The 23,035-nt window shown below is 41.1% G+C and carries 25 protein-coding genes; 7 read left to right on the top strand and 18 right to left on the bottom strand.

Annotation, left to right across the window (positions count from 1 at the left end; translation table 11 throughout):
• Window positions 1-16 precede the first annotated feature (16 nt).
• From rfbB to hemL, 14 genes are all read right to left on the bottom strand, one after another.
• Window positions 17-1,057 (bottom strand): dTDP-glucose 4,6-dehydratase, encoded by a 1,041-nt coding sequence (gene rfbB, locus E3K36_11490; GenBank protein ID MCF6155849.1) that lies wholly within the window; start codon window positions 1,055-1,057, stop codon window positions 17-19.
• Window positions 1,058-1,187: 130 nt separating this feature from the next.
• The gene (locus E3K36_11485) at window positions 1,188-1,727 is read right to left on the bottom strand and encodes a Uma2 family endonuclease (GenBank protein ID MCF6155848.1); all 540 of its coding nucleotides are present in this window, start codon (window positions 1,725-1,727) and stop codon (window positions 1,188-1,190) included.
• Between the two features lie 321 nt (window positions 1,728-2,048).
• Window positions 2,049-2,453 (bottom strand): ATP synthase F1 subunit epsilon, encoded by a 405-nt coding sequence (gene atpC / locus E3K36_11480; GenBank protein MCF6155847.1) that lies wholly within the window; start codon window positions 2,451-2,453, stop codon window positions 2,049-2,051.
• Window position 2,454: 1 nt separating this feature from the next.
• Window positions 2,455-3,879 (bottom strand): F0F1 ATP synthase subunit beta, encoded by a 1,425-nt coding sequence (gene atpD / locus E3K36_11475; protein ID MCF6155846.1) that lies wholly within the window; start codon window positions 3,877-3,879, stop codon window positions 2,455-2,457.
• Between the two features lie 151 nt (window positions 3,880-4,030).
• A complete protein-coding gene (atpG, locus tag E3K36_11470; GenBank protein MCF6155845.1) occupies window positions 4,031-4,906 on the bottom strand; it encodes an ATP synthase F1 subunit gamma in 876 nt (291 codons plus the stop codon).
• A 3-nt stretch (window positions 4,907-4,909) separates the two neighbouring features.
• A complete protein-coding gene (locus E3K36_11465) occupies window positions 4,910-6,424 on the bottom strand; it encodes a F0F1 ATP synthase subunit alpha (protein ID MCF6155844.1) in 1,515 nt (504 codons plus the stop codon).
• Window positions 6,425-6,677: 253 nt separating this feature from the next.
• Window positions 6,678-7,226: an ATP synthase F1 subunit delta gene (gene atpH, locus E3K36_11460; protein ID MCF6155843.1), complete on the bottom strand. Its 549-nt coding sequence runs from the start codon at window positions 7,224-7,226 to the stop codon at window positions 6,678-6,680.
• Window positions 7,216-7,731, bottom strand: coding sequence for a F0F1 ATP synthase subunit B (gene atpF / locus E3K36_11455; GenBank protein ID MCF6155842.1), 516 nt, complete (start codon window positions 7,729-7,731; stop codon window positions 7,216-7,218). Before atpF ends, atpH begins: the two co-directional genes overlap by 11 nt.
• 12 nt (window positions 7,732-7,743) lie before the next feature.
• Window positions 7,744-8,016: an ATP synthase F0 subunit C gene (atpE, locus tag E3K36_11450; protein MCF6155841.1), complete on the bottom strand. Its 273-nt coding sequence runs from the start codon at window positions 8,014-8,016 to the stop codon at window positions 7,744-7,746.
• 36 nt (window positions 8,017-8,052) lie between these two features.
• The gene (atpB, locus tag E3K36_11445) at window positions 8,053-8,820 is read right to left on the bottom strand and encodes a F0F1 ATP synthase subunit A (protein ID MCF6155840.1); all 768 of its coding nucleotides are present in this window, start codon (window positions 8,818-8,820) and stop codon (window positions 8,053-8,055) included.
• Complete coding sequence (locus tag E3K36_11440; protein ID MCF6155839.1) at window positions 8,817-9,290, bottom strand: hypothetical protein; 474 nt, start codon at window positions 9,288-9,290, stop codon at window positions 8,817-8,819. The genes atpB and E3K36_11440 overlap by 4 nt, the downstream gene beginning before the upstream one ends.
• Window positions 9,274-9,540: an AtpZ/AtpI family protein gene (locus E3K36_11435; GenBank protein MCF6155838.1), complete on the bottom strand. Its 267-nt coding sequence runs from the start codon at window positions 9,538-9,540 to the stop codon at window positions 9,274-9,276. The genes E3K36_11440 and E3K36_11435 overlap by 17 nt, the downstream gene beginning before the upstream one ends.
• Window positions 9,541-9,544: 4 nt before the next feature.
• Window positions 9,545-10,174, bottom strand: coding sequence for a hypothetical protein (locus E3K36_11430; GenBank protein MCF6155837.1), 630 nt, complete (start codon window positions 10,172-10,174; stop codon window positions 9,545-9,547).
• A 122-nt stretch (window positions 10,175-10,296) separates the two neighbouring features.
• On the bottom strand, window positions 10,297-11,589 hold the full coding sequence (hemL, locus tag E3K36_11425; GenBank protein MCF6155836.1) for a glutamate-1-semialdehyde-2,1-aminomutase: 1,293 nt from the start codon (window positions 11,587-11,589) through the stop codon (window positions 10,297-10,299).
• 123 nt (window positions 11,590-11,712) lie between these two features.
• Between hemL and E3K36_11420 the strand changes: the two genes are divergently transcribed.
• The gene (locus tag E3K36_11420) at window positions 11,713-12,357 is read left to right on the top strand and encodes a phosphoribosylglycinamide formyltransferase (protein ID MCF6155835.1); all 645 of its coding nucleotides are present in this window, start codon (window positions 11,713-11,715) and stop codon (window positions 12,355-12,357) included.
• Window positions 12,358-12,477: 120 nt separating this feature from the next.
• Here the strand turns inward: E3K36_11420 and E3K36_11415 are convergent, their stop codons facing one another.
• Both E3K36_11415 and E3K36_11410 read right to left on the bottom strand, forming a co-directional pair.
• Entirely contained in the window at window positions 12,478-12,771 is a 294-nt protein-coding gene (locus E3K36_11415) for a transcriptional regulator (protein ID MCF6155834.1), read from the bottom strand.
• 5 nt (window positions 12,772-12,776) lie between these two features.
• Window positions 12,777-13,775, bottom strand: a complete 999-nt coding sequence (locus tag E3K36_11410; protein ID MCF6155833.1) for a sodium-dependent bicarbonate transport family permease — start codon at window positions 13,773-13,775, stop codon at window positions 12,777-12,779.
• 436 nt (window positions 13,776-14,211) lie between these two features.
• On the opposite strand from E3K36_11410, the gene E3K36_11405 reads away from it, so the two are divergent.
• From E3K36_11405 to E3K36_11385, 5 genes are all read left to right on the top strand, one after another.
• Window positions 14,212-15,498 (top strand): insulinase family protein, encoded by a 1,287-nt coding sequence (locus tag E3K36_11405; GenBank protein MCF6155832.1) that lies wholly within the window; start codon window positions 14,212-14,214, stop codon window positions 15,496-15,498.
• A 133-nt stretch (window positions 15,499-15,631) separates the two neighbouring features.
• Window positions 15,632-16,381, top strand: coding sequence for a tetratricopeptide repeat protein (locus E3K36_11400; GenBank protein ID MCF6155831.1), 750 nt, complete (start codon window positions 15,632-15,634; stop codon window positions 16,379-16,381).
• Between the two features lie 146 nt (window positions 16,382-16,527).
• Window positions 16,528-16,716, top strand: coding sequence for a hypothetical protein (locus E3K36_11395; protein MCF6155830.1), 189 nt, complete (start codon window positions 16,528-16,530; stop codon window positions 16,714-16,716).
• Window positions 16,717-16,878: 162 nt separating this feature from the next.
• A complete protein-coding gene (locus tag E3K36_11390; GenBank protein MCF6155829.1) occupies window positions 16,879-18,225 on the top strand; it encodes an NAD(P)/FAD-dependent oxidoreductase in 1,347 nt (448 codons plus the stop codon).
• Window positions 18,226-18,351: 126 nt separating this feature from the next.
• A complete protein-coding gene (locus tag E3K36_11385; GenBank protein ID MCF6155828.1) occupies window positions 18,352-19,098 on the top strand; it encodes a hypothetical protein in 747 nt (248 codons plus the stop codon).
• A 221-nt stretch (window positions 19,099-19,319) separates the two neighbouring features.
• On the opposite strand, the gene E3K36_11380 is transcribed toward E3K36_11385, so the two are convergent.
• Window positions 19,320-19,499, bottom strand: a complete 180-nt coding sequence (locus E3K36_11380; GenBank protein MCF6155827.1) for a hypothetical protein — start codon at window positions 19,497-19,499, stop codon at window positions 19,320-19,322.
• Between the two features lie 411 nt (window positions 19,500-19,910).
• Between E3K36_11380 and E3K36_11375 the strand changes: the two genes are divergently transcribed.
• Complete coding sequence (locus E3K36_11375) at window positions 19,911-21,341, top strand: potassium/proton antiporter (protein MCF6155826.1); 1,431 nt, start codon at window positions 19,911-19,913, stop codon at window positions 21,339-21,341.
• Between the two features lie 261 nt (window positions 21,342-21,602).
• Here the strand turns inward: E3K36_11375 and E3K36_11370 are convergent, their stop codons facing one another.
• Window positions 21,603-22,913 carry a hypothetical protein gene (locus tag E3K36_11370; GenBank protein ID MCF6155825.1) on the bottom strand — a complete coding sequence of 437 codons (1,311 nt, stop codon included), beginning with the start codon at window positions 22,911-22,913 and terminating at the stop codon, window positions 21,603-21,605.
• Window positions 22,914-23,035 lie beyond the last annotated feature (122 nt).

Raw genomic sequence — 23,035 nt, 5'->3', positions numbered from 1 at the left:
CTTACCAAATATGCATCTAATGAGTTTGCTGCACATCTCTGTCAGCAAACCGGTGACCATATTGCTTATTGTAATAATCCATGAACTCGCCGTTCTTTATTCGTTTCCACCATGCCTGATTATTCTTATACCAATGGATTGTATCCCTCAGGCCATTTTCAAATTTTATCTGAGGTTTCCATCCCAGAAACATTAATTTGGTACAATCCAGGGCATAACGTCTGTCGTGTCCTTCCCTATCTTTGACGTGCTCTATCAATGACTTAGGTTTCTTGAGCTCTTCCAGGATAAGATGTGCCGTATCAACATTATACCGTTCATTCCCACCTCCGATATTATACACCTCGCCGTCCTTCCCATGATTCAATATGAAATCAATACCAGCACAATGGTCTTCAACATGAATCCAATCCCGTACCTGCCTTCCATCACCATAAAGGGGAAGTTTTTTATCCTCTAAGGCATTTGTAATGAAGAGTGGGATAAATTTCTCAGGATGTTGATTCGGACCGTAGTTGTTGGATGCCCGGGTAATGATGATGGGTAGTTTATACGTCACCCAATAAGCGTAAGCCATCCTATCTCCTCCAGCTTTACTTGCAGAATAGGGATTACTGGGATTTAGGGCATCCGTTTCCTTAAACGAACCTTGATGGGCTGTCCCGTAAACCTCGTCAGTAGATATCTGAATAAACTTTTTTATACTGAAACGTCTTGATGCTTCAAGCAAGACAAAAACGCCCTTCATGTCGGTATCAATGAAGTTACTTGCGCTGCTAATACTTCGGTCAACATGTGATTCGGCAGCAAAGTTGACGACCGTGTCAATACCTTCCTCTGACAGGATATGTTCCACTAATTCCTGATTGCAGATGTCGCCCTTATAAAACTTAAACTGCTTAGACGTTTTTGAGTTTTCACTAATATCCTTAAGATTTTCGAGATTTCCTGCGTAGGTCAGCTTATCAAGTACCACCGCCCGCTTGCCCTGATTAATCATTCTACGGACAAAGTGACTTCCGATAAATCCTGCACCACCTGTAATAAGTATAGACATAAACCATCTACTCAATCAGTTAAATATTATAGCCCACGAAAATACGCGAAAGCTCACTAAAATACTCCTCTTTTAATCTTCTTTTTGTGTTTTTGCGTTTTTTCGCGAGCCGGTCCGTAGCGTACTTATTTTATACAAAAATTTCCTTTACATCAATATTCAGACCCTTAATCACAGTCGAACTTAGGTAATCTTTTACACCATATCTTTTACCTTCAAATTCCTTACCTCGTATTAGAAACACCTCGACAGTTTCATGCTCAGGGTCAACAACCCAGTATTCTTGCACGCCATGCCTTGCGTATAATTTCTTTTTAATTCCTATATCTCGCTTAAATGTGGAAGGCAAAAATATCTCAACAACCAAATCGGGTACACCTCTAATATTATCCTTTGTAATAATTTTCTTATTTTCATTGGCAACAAACAAGATATCAGGCTGAACTATATCTTCCTCAGAAAAGAGTACATCAGAGGGTGCGCAATAAACAGCCCCCACTTTATTTCTTTTAACATGATTTAAAAATATATATAAAATATTCGCAGAAATACGCTGATGGCTTTCGTTTGGTGAAGGTACCATAAACAAGTCTCCATCGATAATCTCATATCGCTTGTCCTCTGGAAGTTGCACATAGTCCTGATAATTGTATCTTATACTTGTTTGCATATAGCCACCTTGCGGCTTATAAACTTAACTGGAGTAATTTATCTATGCGTAATAGCCCATCCCTTCTGTTTACCTTTAAAAATCGGATTTCAATATTTAACCTGTACATGATTCAGGTCGAATTTTCAAAAAAACAGACGAGAGCGTTTATTATTCACTCCCATGTAACTCTTTTGGCTGCAGTAATGCCCCACCGTGTGAACATTATACCAAAATGAAAGACCTTCATACTATCTTTTTTTGAGACAAAATAAAAATCCCCTTGCATTCCCATGCCAGACGGCGGGAAACAAGGGGATTTGGTATCCCATGGAACAATTATTATTTATTGGCCAGTTTTAACCATGTATTCGCTCGTTTGAGCGTAACCTGAGCCTTTTCTTTCTCACCAACGCTCCCTGCCTTTTGTAAGGCTTTTTCTGCTGTATCCTTTTCTAATCTCATTTTTTCTATGTCAACTTCGCCTTCCATAACGCACTTATCAGCCAGCACAACGACATTGTTTGTCATAACCTCCATAAAACCACCATCGAGGGCAAGCCGTACAGTCTTATTATGTGCATCATTCACCGTTAGGATACTCGTCTTAAGTTCTGTAATCAGTGGTGCATGGTCTGCAAGTACACCCAAACCACCCTCTGTCCCATCGGCAGAAACACTGATCGCAGAATCGCTATAAACCACCTTTTCAGGTGTGATAACTTCAAATTTAAATGTTTTTGCCATGTTATCCACCCATCTGCTTTGCTTTTTCTACTACCTCTTCAATCCCGCCAACCATGTAAAAGGCCTGTTCGGGCAAGCTATCATGTTTCCCTTCAACTACCTCTTTAAATGCTCGAATCGTCTCCTTTAAAGGTACATACTTTCCCTTTGTGCCGGTAAACTGTTCTGCAACAAAGAATGGCTGTGACAGGAATCGCTGCAGCCTTCTAGCCCTCCCTACCAATATCTTATCCTCTTCTGAAAGTTCTTCCATACCAAGAATTGCAATAAAGTCCTGAAGTTCCTTATAACGCTGCAATATCCTCTGCACCTCTCGGGCAACCGCATAATGTTCCTGTCCTACAATTCTTGGATCAAGGATTCTGGATGTTGATCGCAGCGGGTCTACTGCAGGATAGATACCTAACTCTGCTATTTGACGTGACAGAGATATGGTTGCATCCAGGTGTGGGAAGGTTGTTACCGGTGCTGGGTCAGTAAAGTCATCAGCAGGAACATAAACAGCCTGTAATGATGTAATCGAACCCTTCTTGGTCGTAGTAATTCTTTCCTGCAAGTCACCCATTTCTGTAGCTAATGTAGGTTGATAACCCACAGCAGAAGGCATACGACCCAAAAGCGCTGATACTTCAGAACCTGCCTGCACAAATCTGAAGATATTATCAATGAACAGAAGAACGTCTTGCCCTTCCGTATCCCTGAAATACTCTGCCATCGTTAAACCAGTTAAGGCAACTCTTAGTCTTGCCCCCGGCGGTTCGTTCATCTGACCAAAAACCAGCACAGTTTTATCAATAACCCCAGATTCCTTCATTTCAAGCCAGAGATCATTTCCCTCACGGGTCCTTTCACCAACTCCAGCAAATGCTGAATAGCCACCGTGCTCTGTAGCAATACTTCTGATGAGTTCCATGATCAAGACAGTCTTTCCTACTCCGGCACCTCCAAACATTCCGATCTTTCCACCCCGTGCAAAAGGCGCAAGGAGATCAATAACCTTTAAGCCCGTCTCCAATACCGTTGTAACCGTTTCCCTCTCCTCAAAAGAAGGTGACGGACGGTGAATGGAAAGGCGATTCGTGGCCTTTACTTCTCCCATCTTATCAATAGGATCACCCAGCAGATTGAAAACCCTTCCTAATACCTCTTTTCCTACTGGCACGCTAATAGGTGCACCAGCATCGATAGCATCCATTCCCCTCATAAGTCCATCAGTCGATGACATTGCAATACAACGGGCTGTATCATTTCCTAAGTGTTGAGCAACTTCAGCAACTACTGAAATGTTCTTTTGGGAATCTTTTATATTAACCGCATTCTTAATAGCAGGAAGCGCACCGGGAGAAAACCGCACATCCACAACAGGCCCTATCACCTGCACAATAGTTCCTTTATTCTCTTTACTTTCTTTAACTTTTTTAGCCAAGTTTCTTGCTCCTTCCTTCTTTATTATTTAGTCAAAACTTAATCACAGGGTTCAGGAAGAAATATTTTAAATATTTTTGTCTTCATTGCAGACAATTATTTTCCGCAGCAAACCCTCTCTTCCCGTGTTCTCTGCGATGTGTAGTATTTTTTTACCGCACAAGGGCCTCGGCACCAGATACAACTTCCAGCAATTCCTTAGTGATTGCGGCCTGTCGGGCTTTATTATATGAACTCGTCAATTCATCAATCATTTCACCAGCATTGTCTGTTGCCGCAATCATGGCAACACGTCTGGCAGCATACTCAGATGTCAGCGATTCCAGGATACACTGATACAGCCGGGTTTCAACGAATTTCGGGAAAAGGTGACGAATGATCTGCTCTGCAGACGGCTCAAAAATATATTCACCACTGGTTTGTTTTCCCTTTGATTCGAAGGTTCCCTTTTCTATGGGTAACAATCGCATACTTGTAGAAAAAGATTGCATCACCGTATGAAACTTCGTGAAGAATATGTGCAATTCTCCAAACTCATTTGCCTCGTACCCTTTTATTAACTGCGCCGCTAATGCCTGCACATGATCGTATCCGAGTTTCTCTACACCCTCTGGAATGTACTTTTCTATGAGAGAAGCATACCTTCCCTTGGTAAAATGCAGGTATCCCTTCTTTCCAATAAGGGTAAGCTTGATCTCCCTGCCTTCTTTTTCCCTGATAAATTTTACAACTTTCTGAATTATATTATTGTTATAGGCACCACAAAGCCCTTTGTCCGCTGTGATCAAGATGACTTTTATAACAGGAACCGCCTGTTCTTTCTCTGCGAACCAGGGATGTATACCTTCAAGTGAAGAAACCAAATGGCTTAAAACGGAATGCATCTTTTCCGTATAGGTACGCGAGGCGATAACCTTAGACTCAACCTTTTTGAGCCTACTCGCCGCCACCATTTCCATGGCACGGGTAATCTGCTTGATGCTCGTAATACTTCTGATTCGTTGTTTAATTTCTCTCGTGCTCAGCATTCCCTAGCCCTTTTTTGCAAAGATTTGTTTGAATTCCTTGATAGCATTCTCTAATTTATTTGCTATCTCCTGATCAAGTTTCTTCTTTTCTTGAATCTCCATCCCTATAGAAGCGTATTTCTCCTTCATGAACTTCAGGAATTCCTTTTCAAAAACCCTGACCTTATCTACGGCAACATCATCCAGATATCCATTAATTCCGGCAAAGATTGCCATAATCTGCTCTTCTACTGGGACTGGTGCATACTGTGGCTGTTTCAGCAACTCTACAAGTCTGCTACCTTTGGCCAACTGTGCCTGAGTAAACTTATCCAATTCAGAACCAAACTGAGCAAACGAAGCTAACTCTCTATACTGGGCTAAAGTCAGCCGCAATGTGCCGGCAACCTTTTTCATTGCAGGGATCTGGGCATTTCCACCGACCCTGGACACCGAAAGACCTACTGAAATAGCGGGACGTATACCGGCATTAAACAAATCGCCTTCCAGATAAATCTGACCATCGGTAATAGAAATAACGTTTGTAGGAATATATGCCGAATAATCACCACCCTGTGTTTCTACTACAGGAAGCGCCGTTAAAGAACCACCGCCAAGTTCATTATTCAGCTTCGCTGCTCTTTCCAGCAATCTTGAATGAAGGTTGAAAATATCGCCGGGAAATGCCTCACGACCCGGTGGACGTCTTAACAAAAGAGAAATCTGTCGATATGCAATAGCGTGTTTATACAGATCATCATACATAACCACTGCATGCATACCATTATCCCTGAAGTATTCACCCATTGCACAACCCGCATACGGTGCAATATATTGGAGCGGGGCAGGATCAGAAGCAGAAGCCACTACAACAATGCTTATATCCATCACCTTATTATCTTCCAGCGTCTTAACAACATCTGCAACAGTAGACATCTTTTGGCCAATCGCCACATAGATACAATAGACTCCGGATTCACGCTGGTTAATTATTGTATCAATAAGAATCGCTGTTTTACCCGTTTGTCTGTCACCAATAATAAGCTCGCGCTGGCCCCTGCCGATTGGAATCATGGCATCAATCGCCTTGATGCCGGTTTGTAATGGCTCTTTTACAGGCTGTCTCTCTACTACATTGGGAGAAGTACCTTCGATTGGCCTATATTCATCAACGGCAATAGGTCCTTTTCCATCAATAGGCTGCCCCAGAGCATTTACTACACGGCCTAACAAAGCCTTGCCTACAGGTACCTGGACAATTTTCCCGGTAGTCTTTACGATATCACCCTCTTTAATTTTTTCATCAGAGCCTAGAAGAATAGCACCGACATTGTCCTCTTCGAGGTTCATGGCAATGCCATATACACTATCAGGAAATTCTAACAGTTCGCTGGATAAGCAATCATCCAGTCCATAAATACGAGCAACCCCGTCACCAACTTGCATGACGTGTCCCACATTTTCTAACTTTAATTTTTCTTCATATCCTTCAATCTCTTTTTTGATAATTGAAGTAATATCAGTGGATGCTAATGCCATATCCTCTACTCCTATTGTAAATAAAATCCTTCATTTTGCTCAGAATGACATCATGCTATTCCATTACCATTCTGAAATAATACTCTATCGAAAAGAACTTTATGTATTTAAAGTCCCTAATCACCTAAATGTATGGCAGGAGAAAACCTCCTGCCACTATTTCATCCATTTCATCAAACTTGAAAATTAATTCAGAACAAGAGATGCGCAATCAAGTCTCATGAGTAATTCTCTCATTAAGAAGACACAAAACCTAAGCTGTTCGCAAAGACAACAGTTTTGTTTTTAGATTTTTTAATCGATTTGCAACACTTCCATCTATCATCTTGTTGCCGATTTGGATTACCATTCCACCGAGAATGTCCGGATTTTGGACAACCTCTAGCTCTACTGTTTTACCCGTAATTTTTTTCAGCTTTTTCTTAAAATCTTCCAACCGATCTTCTGTCAGGGGCGCAACTACCTGAACAGTAGCTTTTACGATCCCCTTCTTCTCTAAAGTAACCTCTTTATACACATTCGGAACAAAATCCAAAATCCTTTCTTTTCTACGGTCAATCAATAGACACAAGAAGTTTATCATAAGGTCTGAAACCGAATTACCAAATATGTTTCTTATTAATTCCTTCTTGTTGTTTCGTGAAACGGACGGTTGGAATAATACTTTCTTAAAGTTGGCATGTTTTAAAATTACGTCACAAACCAGATCCAAATCTTTTTCAATCTGATCAAACAGCCCCTTCTTTGAAGCAATCTCTAAAAGGGCATTAATAAATGTAATTGCAACGCTTTTATCTAACACTCAATTCCCCTATTTCTTCAATAAAGTCATCGACAAGTTTTTCTGCAGTCTTTTGACTTATGGATTGCTTGATGATCCTTGAAGATGCTAAAACAGAAAGAGTTACCACCTGATTCCTGATTTCAGTCAGGGCCTTCTTCCGTTCCTGCTCTATACCTTCCTGTGCCTTTGCCCTGATCAGTTCAACCTCTTCCTTGGCACGTTTAACAATCTCTTCACTAATCCGATTTCCTTCGTTTATGGCCTCCTGAACCCTTCTTGCAACCTCCGCTTCAGTCTCAGTAAGTTTTTTTTGATATTCCAGCATCAGCCGCTCGGCCTCTGCCCTGTCCTTTTCGGTTTTATCATACGTGTTTTTCACTTCGTCAGCTCTGGCCTTTATCATAGCCGAAATCTTACCGAAAAGAAACTTCTTGAGGATAAAAAGCAGTATTAAGAAGCCTACACCCTGGATGATTATGGATTTAAAATTAATACCAAGGGTATTTAAAATATCCAATCCGATTTCCTCCTATGCCTATTTAACAGCGTGCTGAATTAACTCAAGGACTGCTTCTGTTTTTGGTAATTTACCCATAAGAATAAATGACATCATCAAGGAATAAATTGTTAAAGACTCGATGAACGCCAGACCCACAAACATAACAAGCTGTACCTTTCCAGCAATTTCTGGTTGTCTGGCCATGCTATTCGCTGCACCATAAACTGCAATACCCTGCCCAATACCACAACCAAATGCCGCAATTGCAATCAAAGCTACTGCTATCGCCAATAACGCAAAATAAATCACGACATAACCTCCTTCTCAAAAAAAGTTTAATAAGATTTAATGATTTTCTTCCTCATGGATGCCAATTGCACCCGCAATATAAAAACTCGCTAAAAGAGAAAATATCATCGCCTGTATGGTACTTCCTAACAAAGCAAGGAAAACCATCGGTAAATGCATCGGAATCGGTATAAGACCCAGGAGAAACGGCGAAAGACCAATGAATATCGCAATAATCGTATCCTCACCCATGATATTTCCAAAGAGACGCATGGAAAGCGAGAGAGGACGGGAGAGGAGTTCCTGCATCAGGTGCAAGGGAAAAACCAGCGGAGCAAGCCAAATTGGTTTACCGGCCATATGCTTCAGATAACCCATAACACCATTATTTTTGACTCCCTGATAATGGGTAACGAAAAAAACGATGAGTGTTAAGGCAATAGTCGTATTGAAATTACTCGTGGGTGAATGGAAAAGTGGTATCTGCCCCAGCATATTCATAGTAAAAATGTATATGAATAAAGTACCAACAAACGGGATAAATGGTCCGGCAGCACGTCCCATCTGTGATTTAGTAAAGTTTTCAAGCCCTTCCACAATAATCTCCAATAGGGATTGAAGCCTTCCGGGTACTTTTTTCAACCTTCTTGTAGCAAGCATTGAGAATAGGCCCAAAAATATGATTATTGCGGCAGACATAATTATTGGTACCCACTCGTGCTTTGTAAGACCAAAAAACTGACTATGGGCCTCTATAGGCGCAAAGTCAACAAACGATGGTAATTCAGTTGTTAGTTCGCCTCCACCACCAGACACGTAACTCACACCCCTTTCTTACTGGTATTGATAGAAATACCGCCAATTTTTTGAGAAGACACCTTAATAGATTTATTCAAATAATTTACCAACAATTTACTTCCAATTTTCATGACAATTACGAATAACACAATGCTCAAGCCTAGCGACAAGGCAACTACATTAACCTCCAGGAACAAGCAGACGGAAAGCAGCATTACCCCCACGACACCGTATTTTACCAGACTGACCTTGAGAAAAAACCCCTTAATTTCAGACCTCTTGTGCCGGACTGCATATTGAATCGTCCACCATAACGTCTTGCATAAAATGAGGCTAATACAACAACCTACGGCAATGCTCACCGTCCACATGAGAGACATGCATGACAGGAAGCAGACTATTACCAAGATCGTCAAATAAAATGATGTCTTCAGCACCCTATCGGGAAAACCGTCATCAAGCAACAAAAAATTTTTTGCTTTATCGCCCGTTATCATTGCTTACTTTATTATTTTCACCCAGTAACTTCTTTATTAACTTAAAAAATTCTATAAAACTCCCAATAATTCCCAGCATAATGAAGACCAACATGAACCAAGGGTATGTATTGAGTTTTTTATCAAGATAACTACCTAGAAAATATCCCCCCGCTATGGCACCTGCCATCGTGAAACCAAAACTTCCAATCATCCCTACGATGCGATACGTTTCATTATCTTTACTTTTGTCTTTCCTGATCAGAGGCAAACTATCACCTGCTCCCAAAAAGCCTATCTACAGCTTGTTTCAGATGCCAAACCACCTTCATCAGAGAGTCAACGATATTCAAATATAATGAGGAACTTTTGGGCTGACATACCCCTTTAATTAATCGATCCTCATGCTCTTCCGAATAAGCATCAACAGTTTGACTGAGACTTACATATTTATCAGCAATATATTTTCTGAGGACCTCGTTTTTGGTCAAAATGGCGTCTCCCGCCGTCTTTACTATATCGAGGGTTTCCTTAAAAAGATGAGATATCTCATTCACACCCTTATCGCTGAATAATACCCCTTCATCCACCTTTATCTTTACATTTTGAAGAATACTATCCAACCCATTCGTTGCCATTTCAATATGGCCTATGACCGCCATCATATATTTTATCGAATCCTTATCCATGTCAGACTTTGCGGCCTTATTGCTGAGCAGACTTATCAATTCGTTCTCTTCCTCATGAATGGCCTGGCTCACCTTCTTCGCATCATCGATTAATGCGACTTTATGCTTCATAAAACCATCCATGCAAAGGCTCATCATTGACTCTACCTTGGAGCACATACCACCCATACGCTCCAATAAACCTTTTATGTCGCTATTTAAATTTATCGTATACACAACCTTCCCCCCCTTTTCCCGTTCCTTGTACCAAGGAGAATTAGAATGGTTTTTTCTGCCCTTTTATTTTAGACAATGGCCAATGAGTATCTATGTATATTAATTCAAAGAACAATTAATTTTTAAAAACTTTTTATTACTTCCCTGAAGGCATCTATGGTCGCATCAATCTCTTTTTCACCATGAACCGCTGACACAAAAACAGCCTCAAACTGTGACGGCGCAAAGTAGAACCCTCTTTCCAGCATGCCGTGAAAAAACTTTGCATATCGTTTTGTATCACTTTTTTTGGCAGTAGCATAATCCGTAACCGGTTGATCGGTAAAAAATGTACATAACATCGAGCCTACACGGGTATGATAGGCAGACACCCCCGCATCCTTGCATGCCTTTTCCATACCGGCAGCCAACCGTTGTGATTTTTCTTCCAAAGTTTTATAAATTTGATTATCTTTAAGTATTTCCAGCGTGGCAATACCAGCTGTCATAGCCACAGGATTTCCCGACAAAGTACCCGCCTGGTATATCGAACCCACCGGAGAGATACTGTCCATAATTTCCTTCTTACCGCCATATGCCCCAACCGGAAGACCTCCACCAATAATCTTTCCCAGCGTGGTTAAGTCAGGTGCGATATGATAAAGCGACTGCACACCACCATGCGCGACCCGGAAACCAGTCATAACCTCATCCAATATCAGTACAATACCATGTTTTTGGGTTATTTCTCTCAACCCTTCCAAATAACCTTTTTTCGGAGGCACAACTCCCATATTCCCTGCAACTGCCTCAACAATAATACAAGCGATGTCCTTTCCCCTGTCTGAACAAACTTCATCTACCGCATCTATATCATTATAGGGAAGGGAAATTGTATGCTTAACAAAATCTTGTGGAATACCAGGACTGGTGGGTGTCCCCAACGTTGTAGCACCAGAGCCTGCCTGAATCAATAGACTATCCACATGCCCATGGTAACAGCCATCAAATTTAATTACTGCGTCTCGTTTGGTAAATCCCCTGGCCAAACGGATAGCACTCATCGTTGCCTCTGTACCGGAGTTGACCATTCTCACCTTTTCCATAGATGGCATGGCCTCTTTAACAAGTTGGGCTAGTTTTATCTCTAACTCGGTTGGCGCACCGTAACTCGTACCATTGGCAACCGCTTCGTTAATCTTTTTTACTATCCTTGGATCTGCATGCCCTAAAATAAGCGGCCCCCACGAACCCACATAATCTACATACTTGTTGCCATCAACATCGGTCAGATAGCAACCCGACCCTGACTTTATAAAAATTGGGGTACCACCTACGGCACCAAAAGCCCTGACAGGACTATTAACCCCACCCGGTATGAAATTCTGTGCCTCAGCAAACGCTTTTTTTGATTTCTCGATAATTATCTTTGACATATAAAATCTATCATTTATTATTATATTTTATGCACTCTGCTACAGAAAGTCTTCTTCAGAAACCAAGAAGACGAACATGATAGCAAATCAGAAATTCGTTGTCAATATTTTTGCTTATTTTTTATGATAAAAAAAATAAATTTAGGGGTGTTGATCTCTGGCAGTGGTAATACCCTTCAAAATTTTATCGACCAAATAGAGGCGGGGAAATTCCCTGCTACAATTCAAATCGTAATAAGCAGCAAACCGAACGTCATTGGCCTTGATCGAGCAAGAAAACACAACCTTTGCACGGCAACCATCCCCTATTCAGATTATAATGATATCGAAGCTTTTAGTCATGCCATTACGAACGAATTGGATAAGCATCCTATCGACCTTGTCGTCCTTGCAGGTTTCGTACATTTTTACAAAATTCCTGAACAGTACAAAGGCAAGGTCATGAATATTCATCCGGGACTGATCCCTGCCTTTTGCGGTCACAATTATTACGGTAAAAAGGTACATGAGGCTGTCATCAACTACGGTGTAAAGGTTTCCGGATGCACCGTACATTTTGCTGATAATATTTATGACAACGGGCCCATTATCATACAGAGAACGGTCCCCGTCCTTGATGACGACACGCCAGATACCCTTGCTGCACGAGTTTTTAAAGAGGAATGCGAGGCATATCCGGAGGCAGTACGCCTCTTTGCAGAAGGCAGACTAAAAATCGAGGGCAGGAAGGTAAAAATACTCAAATCATTGGAGACGCCCAGTTCTTAAATCACTCACGCGGTGTTGGTGCTAATTATCGAAAAAATTTGAAAAACAGCCTGCAGGAGCTAAGGAATGAAAAATGTGCTAACTCTTCAGCAGTTTTTGTGGAACTGTTAAAACCTATTCTCAATGTATTCTCATGATAACGTCGGACACAATGCAAACGCCGCCAAACTTCTTAATAATCGGCCTTATTGCTTCTACGATCTTGTGCATTTCCTTTTCTTCGCATACGACCATTATATAACTGTTTTTAAATAGGTCAGTAAATTCATCACCAGACCGCACACCCCTATGGCCTTTTCCGATCACGTTATTAATAATGCTATAACCAGAAACTCCTATCTCATTGAGAAACTTAACGACATGTTCAACTTCAAAAGAATCGATTATTATTTCTACTTTTGATACAGGTTTCATAATTTTTATCCCCAAAGTGCGGGAATTAACTCATTGACCCTCGTAATTAAATAGTAATATAACGGTATTCCTGCAATAATATTAAACGGAAACGTAATCGCTAACGCCATGGGAACGAACAAGCTCGGATTTGCTTCGGGTAGCGACAATCTCATGGCCGCAGGGACCGCGATGTATGAGGCACTTGCACAAAGCACTGAAAGCATAAGGGCATTTTCCGGCTGCAAACCAATAAGTTTTGCTAAGACAACACCAACACATCCATTTAGAACTGGCATTAATATAGCAAAAGGTGGCAAAAAAAATCCAGCACTTTTCAAATCACCAATTCTCTTCGCAGCCAGAAGTCCCATATCAAGGAGAAAAAAGCTGAGCATGCCTTTAAATATATCTTTGGTAAAGGGCTTTAAGGTATCCCATCCTTCTTCTCCGGAAGCTAATCCTATCAAAAGACTGCCAGTTATAAGTAATACAGAACCATTCAAAAATGCTTCTTTAAAGACTGCACGCCAGGAAAATTCATTTTCGCCGTTCTTTTTCTTTGGAGCGAATATCCTTGCAAGGATAATACCAATAACAATTGCCGGCGACTCCATAAGCGCCAACGACGCTACCATATATCCTCCAGGTTCGAGGCCTAAAGTTTGAAGAAAAGTTACAGCCGTGATATATGTCACCGCACTTATGGAACCATAAGTTGCGGCAATTGCAGCAGCGTTATAAACATCCAATTTGAACCTTAAGATAAAAAAGGCATACATTGGTACAATGACAGCCATGAATATGGCAGCAGATAGCGCAAATACAACTTCCTGAGTAAGTCCGGTTTTCCGTAATTCAACCCCACCATGGAATCCTATGGCAAGTAATAAGTAAAGCGAAAAGAGCTTGGGTAAAGGGTCAGGGATTTTCAGGTCTGATTTGCAGAATGCAGCAATCATTCCAAGAAAAAAAAAGAGAACGGGAGGATGTACTAAATTATTTATAATAAGGTCTAGGTCCATTTTTTTCCTTTAATTTAAAATACGTACTTTAAATTTTCCTGCAATTACTTATTATTAGTATCTGCGTCTATATGGAATAAGGGCATATAAGGATTGAATTCTCCTTTATCCGTGATAGCCAACAAATTCCATTCCAAAGAATACTTGTTATCTTACAATATAGCCTTATTAGTTTGATTCCAGATATTTAGCCAGAATATGAATCAATTACCGTTTGTTTGGGTATTAATATTGCTTGTCTAAAATTTCATATTTGAAATTTGCTTTACATTTTGCTCTATTGTCAGCACTTAAATTTATATTCAATTATTGATTTTACCTGTAAGAATGCCCTAAAATGGAAACTTATTGCTATCTAAAAACCCGTCTCATAAAATTCACAAATTATAAACTCTCCAGTAAGACTATTTTTTGTAATCTTTTTTAAAACCAATCCATGTACACTTACAGTAAGGAAATATTGCCAAACGGATTGCGCGTAATTTATATCGAAATGCCTCATATCCACTCTGTGGTTATGTCTGCTTATATCGGCGTGGGTTCCAGATATGAAGAAGAGAAGAAACTTGGCATATCGCACTTCCTTGAGCATATGCTTTTTCGCGGAACGAAGCGTTTTAAAAATTCCTTCGAATTATTCCGGGCCATAGATAATATCGGTGGAGATCTTGACGCCTATACATCGCCAGAATATTCCGCCGTCACTATCCAGGTACACAACAAACACATCGAAAAGGGTATGCGTATCCTCGGAGACATCCTCTTGGGAGGGAATTTCAGATCAAGCGACTTTAAAATAGAAAGACGTATCATCCAGGAAGAGATGAAACAATTCGTTGATGTAAAAGGGGATTATGTGGGCATTGACGATATGTCCTTTTCCTTGATGTGGAAGGACGGCTCAGCAGAGGTGCCTTTATTCGGAGATGAAAAAACCATCGCAGCCTTATGTGCTGAAGACCTGAATATCCATTATAAGAAATTCTTCGTCCCGGAGAATATCGTTCTGTGCATCAGCGGAAATTTCAGGGAAGATATGGTCACTCGTTACGTAAACGAAATATTCGGAACTTTACAAGGAAAGTTTTCCGGACAGAAACCCCCTCTTAAAACCACACAGACAGGGCCGAGATATTTATTTAAAAAATCCCCATCTCAAACCACCAGTTTTAAACTCTGCCATAAGGCATATCCGTATAAACACGAAAAAGCCATTATTATGCTCCTCCTCGCAGATGTCCTGGGAGGAGGAATCAGTTCCAGATTATCATTGAATGTACGTGAGAAATTGGGATTGGTCTATGATATTACGTGCTACCCTACAATGTTTTCAGATGTGGGTTCTATCGATATCTATACATCGACGAAAAGGGAAAATTTTGAAAAAACAACAAAGGCCGTTATGGATGAGGTACATAAACTGTTTCAGGAAGGAATCACAAAACAAGAACTGAACAGAACAGAAGAACGGGTATTCAGTCAAACACAACTCATCATGGATAGTCCACTCGCCATGGCTAATTGGTTTGGTATCGAAGAACTTTTAATCACCCCGGCAACACCAGACACCCCAGAAAAACAGGCCCAAAAAATTCACGATATTACCCTGGAAGCCGTGCATAATGCCATCTCAGAAATTTTTGTTCCCGGAAAGCGTAATTTTATCGTAGTAGGCACTTTTAACTGGTTAAACAAAAAACATACAATTGTGTTTCTCAAGTAGTGAATCCCGAAAAATGCAACATTTTATCAGTTTCCATCTACACATCTCTTATTTTTCTTGCAAATTCTGCTGTATTCCTTTAACCTGATAAATGAGAAGTTAAAGCATATTTGTCCTTTTAGAAAGGTTGATCATGAAAAGCCGTGTAGTAATTTTCCTGATTTTTTTCCCTGTAATTTTTATGCTGAGTTGCAGCAAAGATGATACGACGTATCCCAAGGTGGGAATTCTCTATAATTCCTCGGGTACCGGTAGTGAAATACCCAAAGGGGAGATGCCCGGACAAAACGTTTCCGCCACCCTCTCCCTCCAGCAGTTCAACGACAAATTAGAGTCCATGAGCAACGATGACCTGTTCCAATTCGCGCTGACGTGCGAAAATCAAGGAAATTATTCTGAGGCCCTTGCAGCCTTTGATACACTATTAGGAAAAGATAAAAATTATCCCGATCTCTATTATTACCAAGGTTTATTATACCGGGACATGGGTTTGCTGGATGAAGCTATCTGTGCATTTCAGACAGCTATTACTCAGAGTCCAAAATCAGCAGAGGCCCACTATAATCTTGGCTATGCCTATCGATGCAAGGGATTACATAGTGAGGCCATTCCTGAATATCGAAAGTCTCTGGGGCTTCTCTCTGAAAATAAAACCAAGCAAAAGGCCTCTGTTCATTACAACCTGGGATTTTCATATTTCTCGAATGGGTTGGTTGATGATGCGATCAGCGAATTCAACAAGGCACTGGCCTACAAGCCCAAAGACAGGGAAATCCACCAAAAGCTCGGTATTGCCTATACAGCAAAGGGTTGGACAGATAAAGCCAAAGATGAGTTTTCGCTCTATCATACGGATGATAAATCAACAAAGAAAATCCCGTAACCAAATAAATCAGGACACAGATTTCCACAAATATATACAGACAAAATTCTTATCTTTCAGTTTTTTTAAATTCTGACAATCCGCGTTTATCTGTGTCCAAAAATGTCTACAGTATTTAAATTTGGAGTAACCGTTTGGAGAACACCGTGAAAGATCTTAAAAACAGACTCGAATTACTGGAATTGGATTTAAAAAAATTGGAAAAGAAATTCAAAGAAGAAGGTCCCTATGGTACTCCGGAAGAATGGCATCATGTTTTACAACGGGTGAGAAAGATTGAGGAGTTTGCCATTGCACAACTAGCCATTAGAAAATATCTGGAAGGGCATACATGACCGTGGGCAAAATGCCTCACTAAAGTATTACAGTGTAAACACTTCTTTTCTCGAATTTGCCAAAATACAACCGGCAGTATTTGTTGATCACTCCCAAGTAACCCTTTTTAGATGCAGCTACGCTCTTTACCTGGATATTTGGGATGAGGATTTCACAGGCACATGCAGCTAAAAAATGGGGCAAAAATAGCAATCATCGGTGGTGGGCCTGCCGGGAGTTTCTTTGCACATTTCGCCTTAACATATGCTAAACAGTTAGGCATTACTGTTTCAGTAACAATCTTCGAGAAAAAAGATTTTGCCAGGAAAGGCGCCCCAGGCTGTAACATGAGTGCGGGTGTGCTTTCCGAGGCACTCCTGAGTAAACTTCCAGAGCATAACATCCACCTTCCTTCCTCATGTATCCAGCAGGAAATAGAAGGGTATTTCCTCCAGGTACCGGAATACGGCATACCTTTACACTATCCACAGACTCCCCATAAAACCAGGATTGTTACGGTTTTTCGCGGCAGCGGGCCCAAGTTTGCCGATCGCGACGTGAGTGAAAGTTTTGATTACTTTCTCTTAGAACACGCTAAAGAAATGGGAGCCCAGATTATTCTTGATCCTGTGACAAATATTCAAATACCCGAAAATCCACAAGACCCGATAAAACTTACCTGCGGAAAAGAATTTTCAAAAACTGAATATACAGCCGACCTCGCCGTAGGTGCCTTTGGGGTCAACGCAGACACCCTTTATGAATTACAAAAATTAGGCTTTGGCTATATCCCCCCAAAAACCGTTCAAACCTGTATTATGGATATTTACCCGACAAGACCGGTAAATGATGCACTGTATGGAAATAACATCTATGTGTTCTCTCTGGGCCTAAAATACATACGATTTGCCTCGTTTATCCCCAAAGGTGATTTTTTGACTATTTGCCTTGTGGGAACCAAAGAGATGAATAAAACACTGCTCAATGAGTTTTTACATCAGCCGAAAATACAGGAAATGCTCCCGAAAGGCTGGGACGATGTAAAGAAACGATGTATCTGTTTTCCTAAAATCCCCATTAATCATGCCTGGCATCCATATACAAACAGGTTCGTTATTATCGGGGATGCCGGAATATCCCGTACCTATAAAAACGGTATAGATTCAGCATTTACCACAGCACAACTAGCTGCAAAGACCGCATTTGAAAAGGGTGTGTCAGAGAAGGATTTTGAAAAAGGATACTTCAATCCTGCAAAAATACTCCTGGGCAGAGACAATGTCTATGGAAGTGCAATTCTCACTGCAAATGATATCATAGCCGGAGAAAAACACCTCGTATCAAACCATATAAAATACATGTCCGAACACCCGGATACCTGGGAAACCAAACGGATGAATGAGGTATTATGGAATTCGGTAACTGGAAATGCCCCCTATAAAGATATTTTTTTCAAGAGTGTACACCCAAGGCTCTTAATAAACCTTTTTCTTGTTACAGCGCGTTCACTGATACGAAAGAATGAATAACAACATCTTGTACATTTAATAGAATAAGATATTGATAGAATTAAATGACAACTTGAAAGGATTCTTAGGAAATCTGTTTGAAAGAATGGTTCTTTTTGTAAAAATACTCAAAAGAGGTAACAGTAAATGGGAAGAAGATTTTTTTGTATAAGTTTGATTTTGTTACTTGTAGGTATTGTAAGGGGTACATTTGCACATGAGACATCTGTATTTATGGTACCAGCAACTCCAACATTGGCACCGACACCACAACCACCGAAGGTAACAACTGGGGAATCATCATTATCAGAAGGCAATTCAGTAATTCTGGAAGGTATTGTCAATGCCCATGGGTTGTTGACAACTGCATGGTTTGATTATGGTACGAGCAGTGGTTCTTATAATAATAAATCAAGCACACAAATTGTAACTGGAACGACTGATACCAAGGTAAGCATCAACATAGGAAAGTTGTTGGAAGAAACTATTTATTATTACAGGATTGCTGCACAGGATAGCGCAGGAACATCATATGGAGATGAAAAATATTTTGGTTTGATACCATTAACACCAACAGTGACACCAACTCCTGGATGCAAAGCCGAAGAGATAACTGCATCTCCACATGTACTACGGCTTAAGAAAGAAAAAAGCGATGACGTAACTGTAACAGTAACTTGCTCTGATAGTACCCCGGTTGTTGGTGAAACGGTAACGGCAAAGGTTAAGTCGGGTAAGAAACGTGTATCTGTGACACCTCCAAGTCAAGATACAGACACAAACGGTAAAGCCATATTTACTATTACAGCTACGCAGAAGACTGGTAAGGCAAAGGTTGAATTCAAGTCTGCTGGTTTGAAGACAACAGTGGCCATAAAGGTTAAAAATAAATAATGTTTCTGTTCTAAAAAATACCTCTTCTCTGGTACGAGCGTGCAGATTAGGGATCAAAACGTTTCAGCCAAGATAGGGGTAGGGAAGGTTTTCGCCTCCCCTCTCTCCGAACCGTACAGGCGGGTCTCCAGTCAGTGGTTACCCTTTCGGGATTGACAGAATAATGCATGGGCTGCGGTTAATGTGAACAACTCAAGATTAGCAAAGTACGCATTTGGCCATCACTGTTGGTCTGCGCCGCGGCCTCTTCCTTTACTCCGTGACGCTTTCTCAAGATGCTTCTCAGTCTTATTCGTATCCAACTGTCTATTCTGCATTTTGTGGCTCTGTTTAAAGTATTCATACCAGACTCCGAGACTTTTGTTGAGTTCTCCTGCTTCCCATTCTTTGAATCCGTCCATTCTCCCCTGCTTCAGCAAGACCATTCCGATCCAATCCCCGTTTCACGAGGACATGTCCTTCGTGCAGAACCCCCCATTGCCCAGTTTTTGGTAGGCGGTGCCTACCCTACATGACCGATCCAGTAATTTAGGTTTGGGCATATATTAATTTTCTTTTTGAATAAATAAATATGTTATATACTTGACAAGTTTTTTATTAACTTTATTATAGTTCAAATAGGCATATAATACGCTACCAGTAAGGGTATTATATGTAATAGCCGTAAAATAGGACGGCTATCAGTACGGCTAATTCATGATTCATGGCTGTACGATTATACGCCCATATTGTATTTTCGATTTGATTGCCGTTCACAAGGGAATGGGTAAATTCCTGATTGTGGCATTATACTACCTTTTGGGGAGGCGTTCGTGCTTTTTCTCGCTGCTTTATTACTAATCGCCGCAATATACGCCACCAAACTCACATCAAAATTGGGCATTCCTGTCCTACTGCTTTTTTTAGGATGTGGGATGATTATCGGGAGTGACGCACTCAATCTCATTTATTTTGATGATGCCATCCTGGCTCAAAAAATTACCAATATTGCCTTGATATTTATTATATTTGAAGGAGGATTTCGTACCCGAAGGGAGATTCTTCGATTTGTTTTTGGCCCGGCATTAACTCTTGCGACATTCGGCATAGTGCTCACTGCAGCGACTCTTGGATTATTAATTTATTATGTTACCCAGTTCAACTTACTTTATTCCTTCCTAATCGGTTCCATCATTTCCTCAACCGATGCCGCTGCAGTTTTCACGATGTTCAAACAACAATCAGTCAAAAGACATGTCTCCACCACTTTGGAGGTCGAATCGGCAGCCAATGATCCCATGGCAATCCTTCTGACTGTAGTCATGGTCCAAATAATTTCCGGTCAAACCAAAGATGTGCCATTGTTCCTGATGCACCTCACATGGCAGCTTGGGGGCGGAATCGGAATTGGATGGATTATTGGGAAGATCGGAAGTCAATTATTTGATAAATTAAAGGTAGAGAACAGAGGTTACTACCATGTAATGAGTATAGCCGTGGGCCTGCTTGCGTTCGGCTTTGCAGATAGTATCCACGCAAGTGGAATTATCGCCGTATTTTTCGCAGGATACTGGCTTGGGAACTCAGATTTTGTCTATCGGCGTGGCGTTGGCTCTTTTATTGAAGGTATTTCTACCTTTAGTAATATGGCGCTATTTTTGTTATTAGGAGTATTGGTGTTCCCCAAAAGCCTTATTTCTGTTTGGAAAGAAGGATTTCTGATTACGCTACTCATGATCCTTGTCGCACGCCCAATCGTAGTATTCGTCTGTACATTGCCTTTTAAATTTAGATTCAAGGAAAAACTGTTTATTGTGTGGGGAGGAATAAAAGGGGCTGTTCCCATCGTATTGGCCACATATCCAGCCGCCTACGGCATTGATAAGAATCATCATATCTTTAACATCGTCTTTTTTGCAGTATTTTTATCCTGCTTATTACAAGGGACTACCATGAGGTGGGTGGCAAAGAAATTGAGATTATCCATGCCTGCTCGTCCAAGAGCGCCACTTTCTATCGAGTTAATTACAATGCGAAAAAGTGATTTCGATGTCTTTGAAATCCAAATCCCGGATACGTCACGTACTGATGGGATGAAAATAAAAGAATTAACCTTATCACCCGATACATCGATCATCTCAATAATTCGGGAAGATCATATTATTCCTCCCAAAGGCAATACAGTCCTCAAAAAGCAGGATATCATATTTGTACTAGCGCCATCCAAAGAAATCAACCGTATTAATAGAGAGCTAACCAAGTAATCAGGATTGATCATGCCGGGCAATGCCCTGCCCTACCGTCCTATCATAAAAATTACACGAATGGTAAATGGCATATGTACCAAATTATCGAAGAATACGGATACCTTCGGTTTTAATTTCTCAAAAGACATATTCATTTTTAAATAAAAGCCCACAGGGCTTATATTCGTGTTGAAGACCAATTACATGCGCACATGGCAGCAGTTTTCAGACAAGAAGTGAAGAAATTAAAAAAGAGAAAACCCCTATCAGTAAAATACTTCAGTGAGGGAACTTTTCATCCAGTATGCTGCGGATTCCCTTTAGAGTTTCTGGATGCAGAGAAGACCTTGTTGTCAAAAGTTTATAGGACTCTTCGGCGTCTTGCCGGTACTGTTCCCGAAGTTTCTTTCCGGAAGCTTCTTTACCCTGGAAATCAATCACCAGAAACTGACTGAGGGCAGATTTGGTAATTCTTGCAAGTTCCTCCGCTGTAATCAAATCCTCAAGAGTAGCCGAATGAATATATGCAGACACAGCCGCACCGATGTAGTTTCTGAATACGATCACTCCCCGACCATGAGAAGATGCCTTCGTGATCACAATGTCAGGTCTGAGGCTTCTAAATGAAGGACTCGCTGACTTTGCATCGACATCAGACAGTCTGAGATCATGAATAAAGGTGGTGACAATCCTCGATGCATCGCCTGTTGGCTCCTTTGTAACCATCATTTGTGCTGTCAGTGCATCTGCCTGTCCGGAATCGCCGACAAAAACGTACCGATATTCAGGATAGACCTTTGCGAATTTCTCGAAATTCATAAACTTCACTCTGCCAATCTCGTCTTCCTGTCCATGGGGGATCTTATCATGGAGAGGATGAAGTTTTTCCCGCAAAAGTGTCTCAACGGTACCGATGAATGAACTGCCAAGGTCTCCTGACAATGCGCTGGGGCACAATCTCCTATCACTGCTATCCTTGAATTCCGCTAAGCTCTTAAGGCTCCCCTCCTCTAATGTGCCAGCGATAGGATTGGGCCGTGCTGACAAGGTCGTCACAGGAATTGCCTGCAACTCAAAGGGCTCGTGTTTCAAGGAATCATAAAATTCCAGGACCCCCGGATACAGGGTTTTCCTTGGATATCGGGCATCAATGAGATTGGCGTACATCGTGTCATCAACATCTGAAAGGACTTTGATGCCGACCTTCTGCTTCACCGTTCGGAGGTGCTTGATAATTCGACCCTGGCACTCCTTGTCGTCTATATCGCTGAATGTGTACTCCACCATATCCTTGTAGTCTCCGTCATATTCCAGGACGAACTTGAACAGTGGCAGGTCATCCGGAGCAACTGAAAAGAGCAGGCGTTCCATTCGCAGTTCTTCCCTACGGCCGGTCACATCTGCGCGAGGCGCAAGCCTTTTGAAGACTTCAATCTTGTCGCCCAGGTTTAGCTTTGCATTGCCAATACGATTGTCGAGTTTCCGGGTGCGTTGCTCCCTAAAAATACGAAACGTAGGTTTTTTAAACTCGCGAAGAAATTCGTCGACACGTTTCGGATCAGACTGTCCGTAATCAGGCATTTGACTCATAAACTTCCTTCCATGTTCAATATGCTGGGCACTTCCTGTCTCATTTGTGAAGTTCCAGATTGAAAGTAGCATTACACTAAGAAAGATTTTTGCAATTTTCATGGGATTCCATTTTGATTTGT

It is taken from the genome of Candidatus Brocadia sp. (assembly GCA_021646415.1).
In the GTDB taxonomy this organism is placed as follows: Bacteria; Planctomycetota; Brocadiia; order Brocadiales; family Brocadiaceae; genus Brocadia.
Note: the sequence above shows the minus strand (reverse complement) of the source record. Positions and strands in the feature narration are given on the sequence as shown.

Bases quoted from the DNA above. Each gene is read 5' to 3' on its own strand.
- E3K36_11440 (MCF6155839.1), bottom strand. From the start codon at position 9,290: ATGATAACGGGCGATAAAGCAAAAAATTTTTTGTTGCTTGATGACGGT.
- atpC (MCF6155847.1), bottom strand. From the start codon at position 2,453: ATGGCAAAAACATTTAAATTTGAAGTTATCACACCTGAAAAGGTGGTT.
- E3K36_11410 (MCF6155833.1), bottom strand. From the start codon at position 13,775: ATGGACCTAGACCTTATTATAAATAATTTAGTACATCCTCCCGTTCTC.
- E3K36_11420 (MCF6155835.1), top strand. From the start codon at position 11,713: ATGATAAAAAAAATAAATTTAGGGGTGTTGATCTCTGGCAGTGGTAAT.
- rfbB (MCF6155849.1), bottom strand. From the start codon at position 1,057: ATGTCTATACTTATTACAGGTGGTGCAGGATTTATCGGAAGTCACTTT.
- E3K36_11370 (MCF6155825.1), bottom strand. From the start codon at position 22,913: ATGAGTCAAATGCCTGATTACGGACAGTCTGATCCGAAACGTGTCGAC.
- atpG (MCF6155845.1), bottom strand. From the start codon at position 4,906: ATGCTGAGCACGAGAGAAATTAAACAACGAATCAGAAGTATTACGAGC.
- E3K36_11485 (MCF6155848.1), bottom strand. From the start codon at position 1,727: ATGCAAACAAGTATAAGATACAATTATCAGGACTATGTGCAACTTCCA.
- E3K36_11385 (MCF6155828.1), top strand. From the start codon at position 18,352: ATGGGAAGAAGATTTTTTTGTATAAGTTTGATTTTGTTACTTGTAGGT.
- E3K36_11465 (MCF6155844.1), bottom strand. From the start codon at position 6,424: ATGGCATTAGCATCCACTGATATTACTTCAATTATCAAAAAAGAGATT.
- E3K36_11415 (MCF6155834.1), bottom strand. From the start codon at position 12,771: ATGAAACCTGTATCAAAAGTAGAAATAATAATCGATTCTTTTGAAGTT.
- E3K36_11400 (MCF6155831.1), top strand. From the start codon at position 15,632: ATGAAAAGCCGTGTAGTAATTTTCCTGATTTTTTTCCCTGTAATTTTT.
- E3K36_11380 (MCF6155827.1), bottom strand. From the start codon at position 19,499: ATGGACGGATTCAAAGAATGGGAAGCAGGAGAACTCAACAAAAGTCTC.
- E3K36_11390 (MCF6155829.1), top strand. From the start codon at position 16,879: ATGCAGCTAAAAAATGGGGCAAAAATAGCAATCATCGGTGGTGGGCCT.
- hemL (MCF6155836.1), bottom strand. From the start codon at position 11,589: ATGTCAAAGATAATTATCGAGAAATCAAAAAAAGCGTTTGCTGAGGCA.
- E3K36_11405 (MCF6155832.1), top strand. From the start codon at position 14,212: ATGTACACTTACAGTAAGGAAATATTGCCAAACGGATTGCGCGTAATT.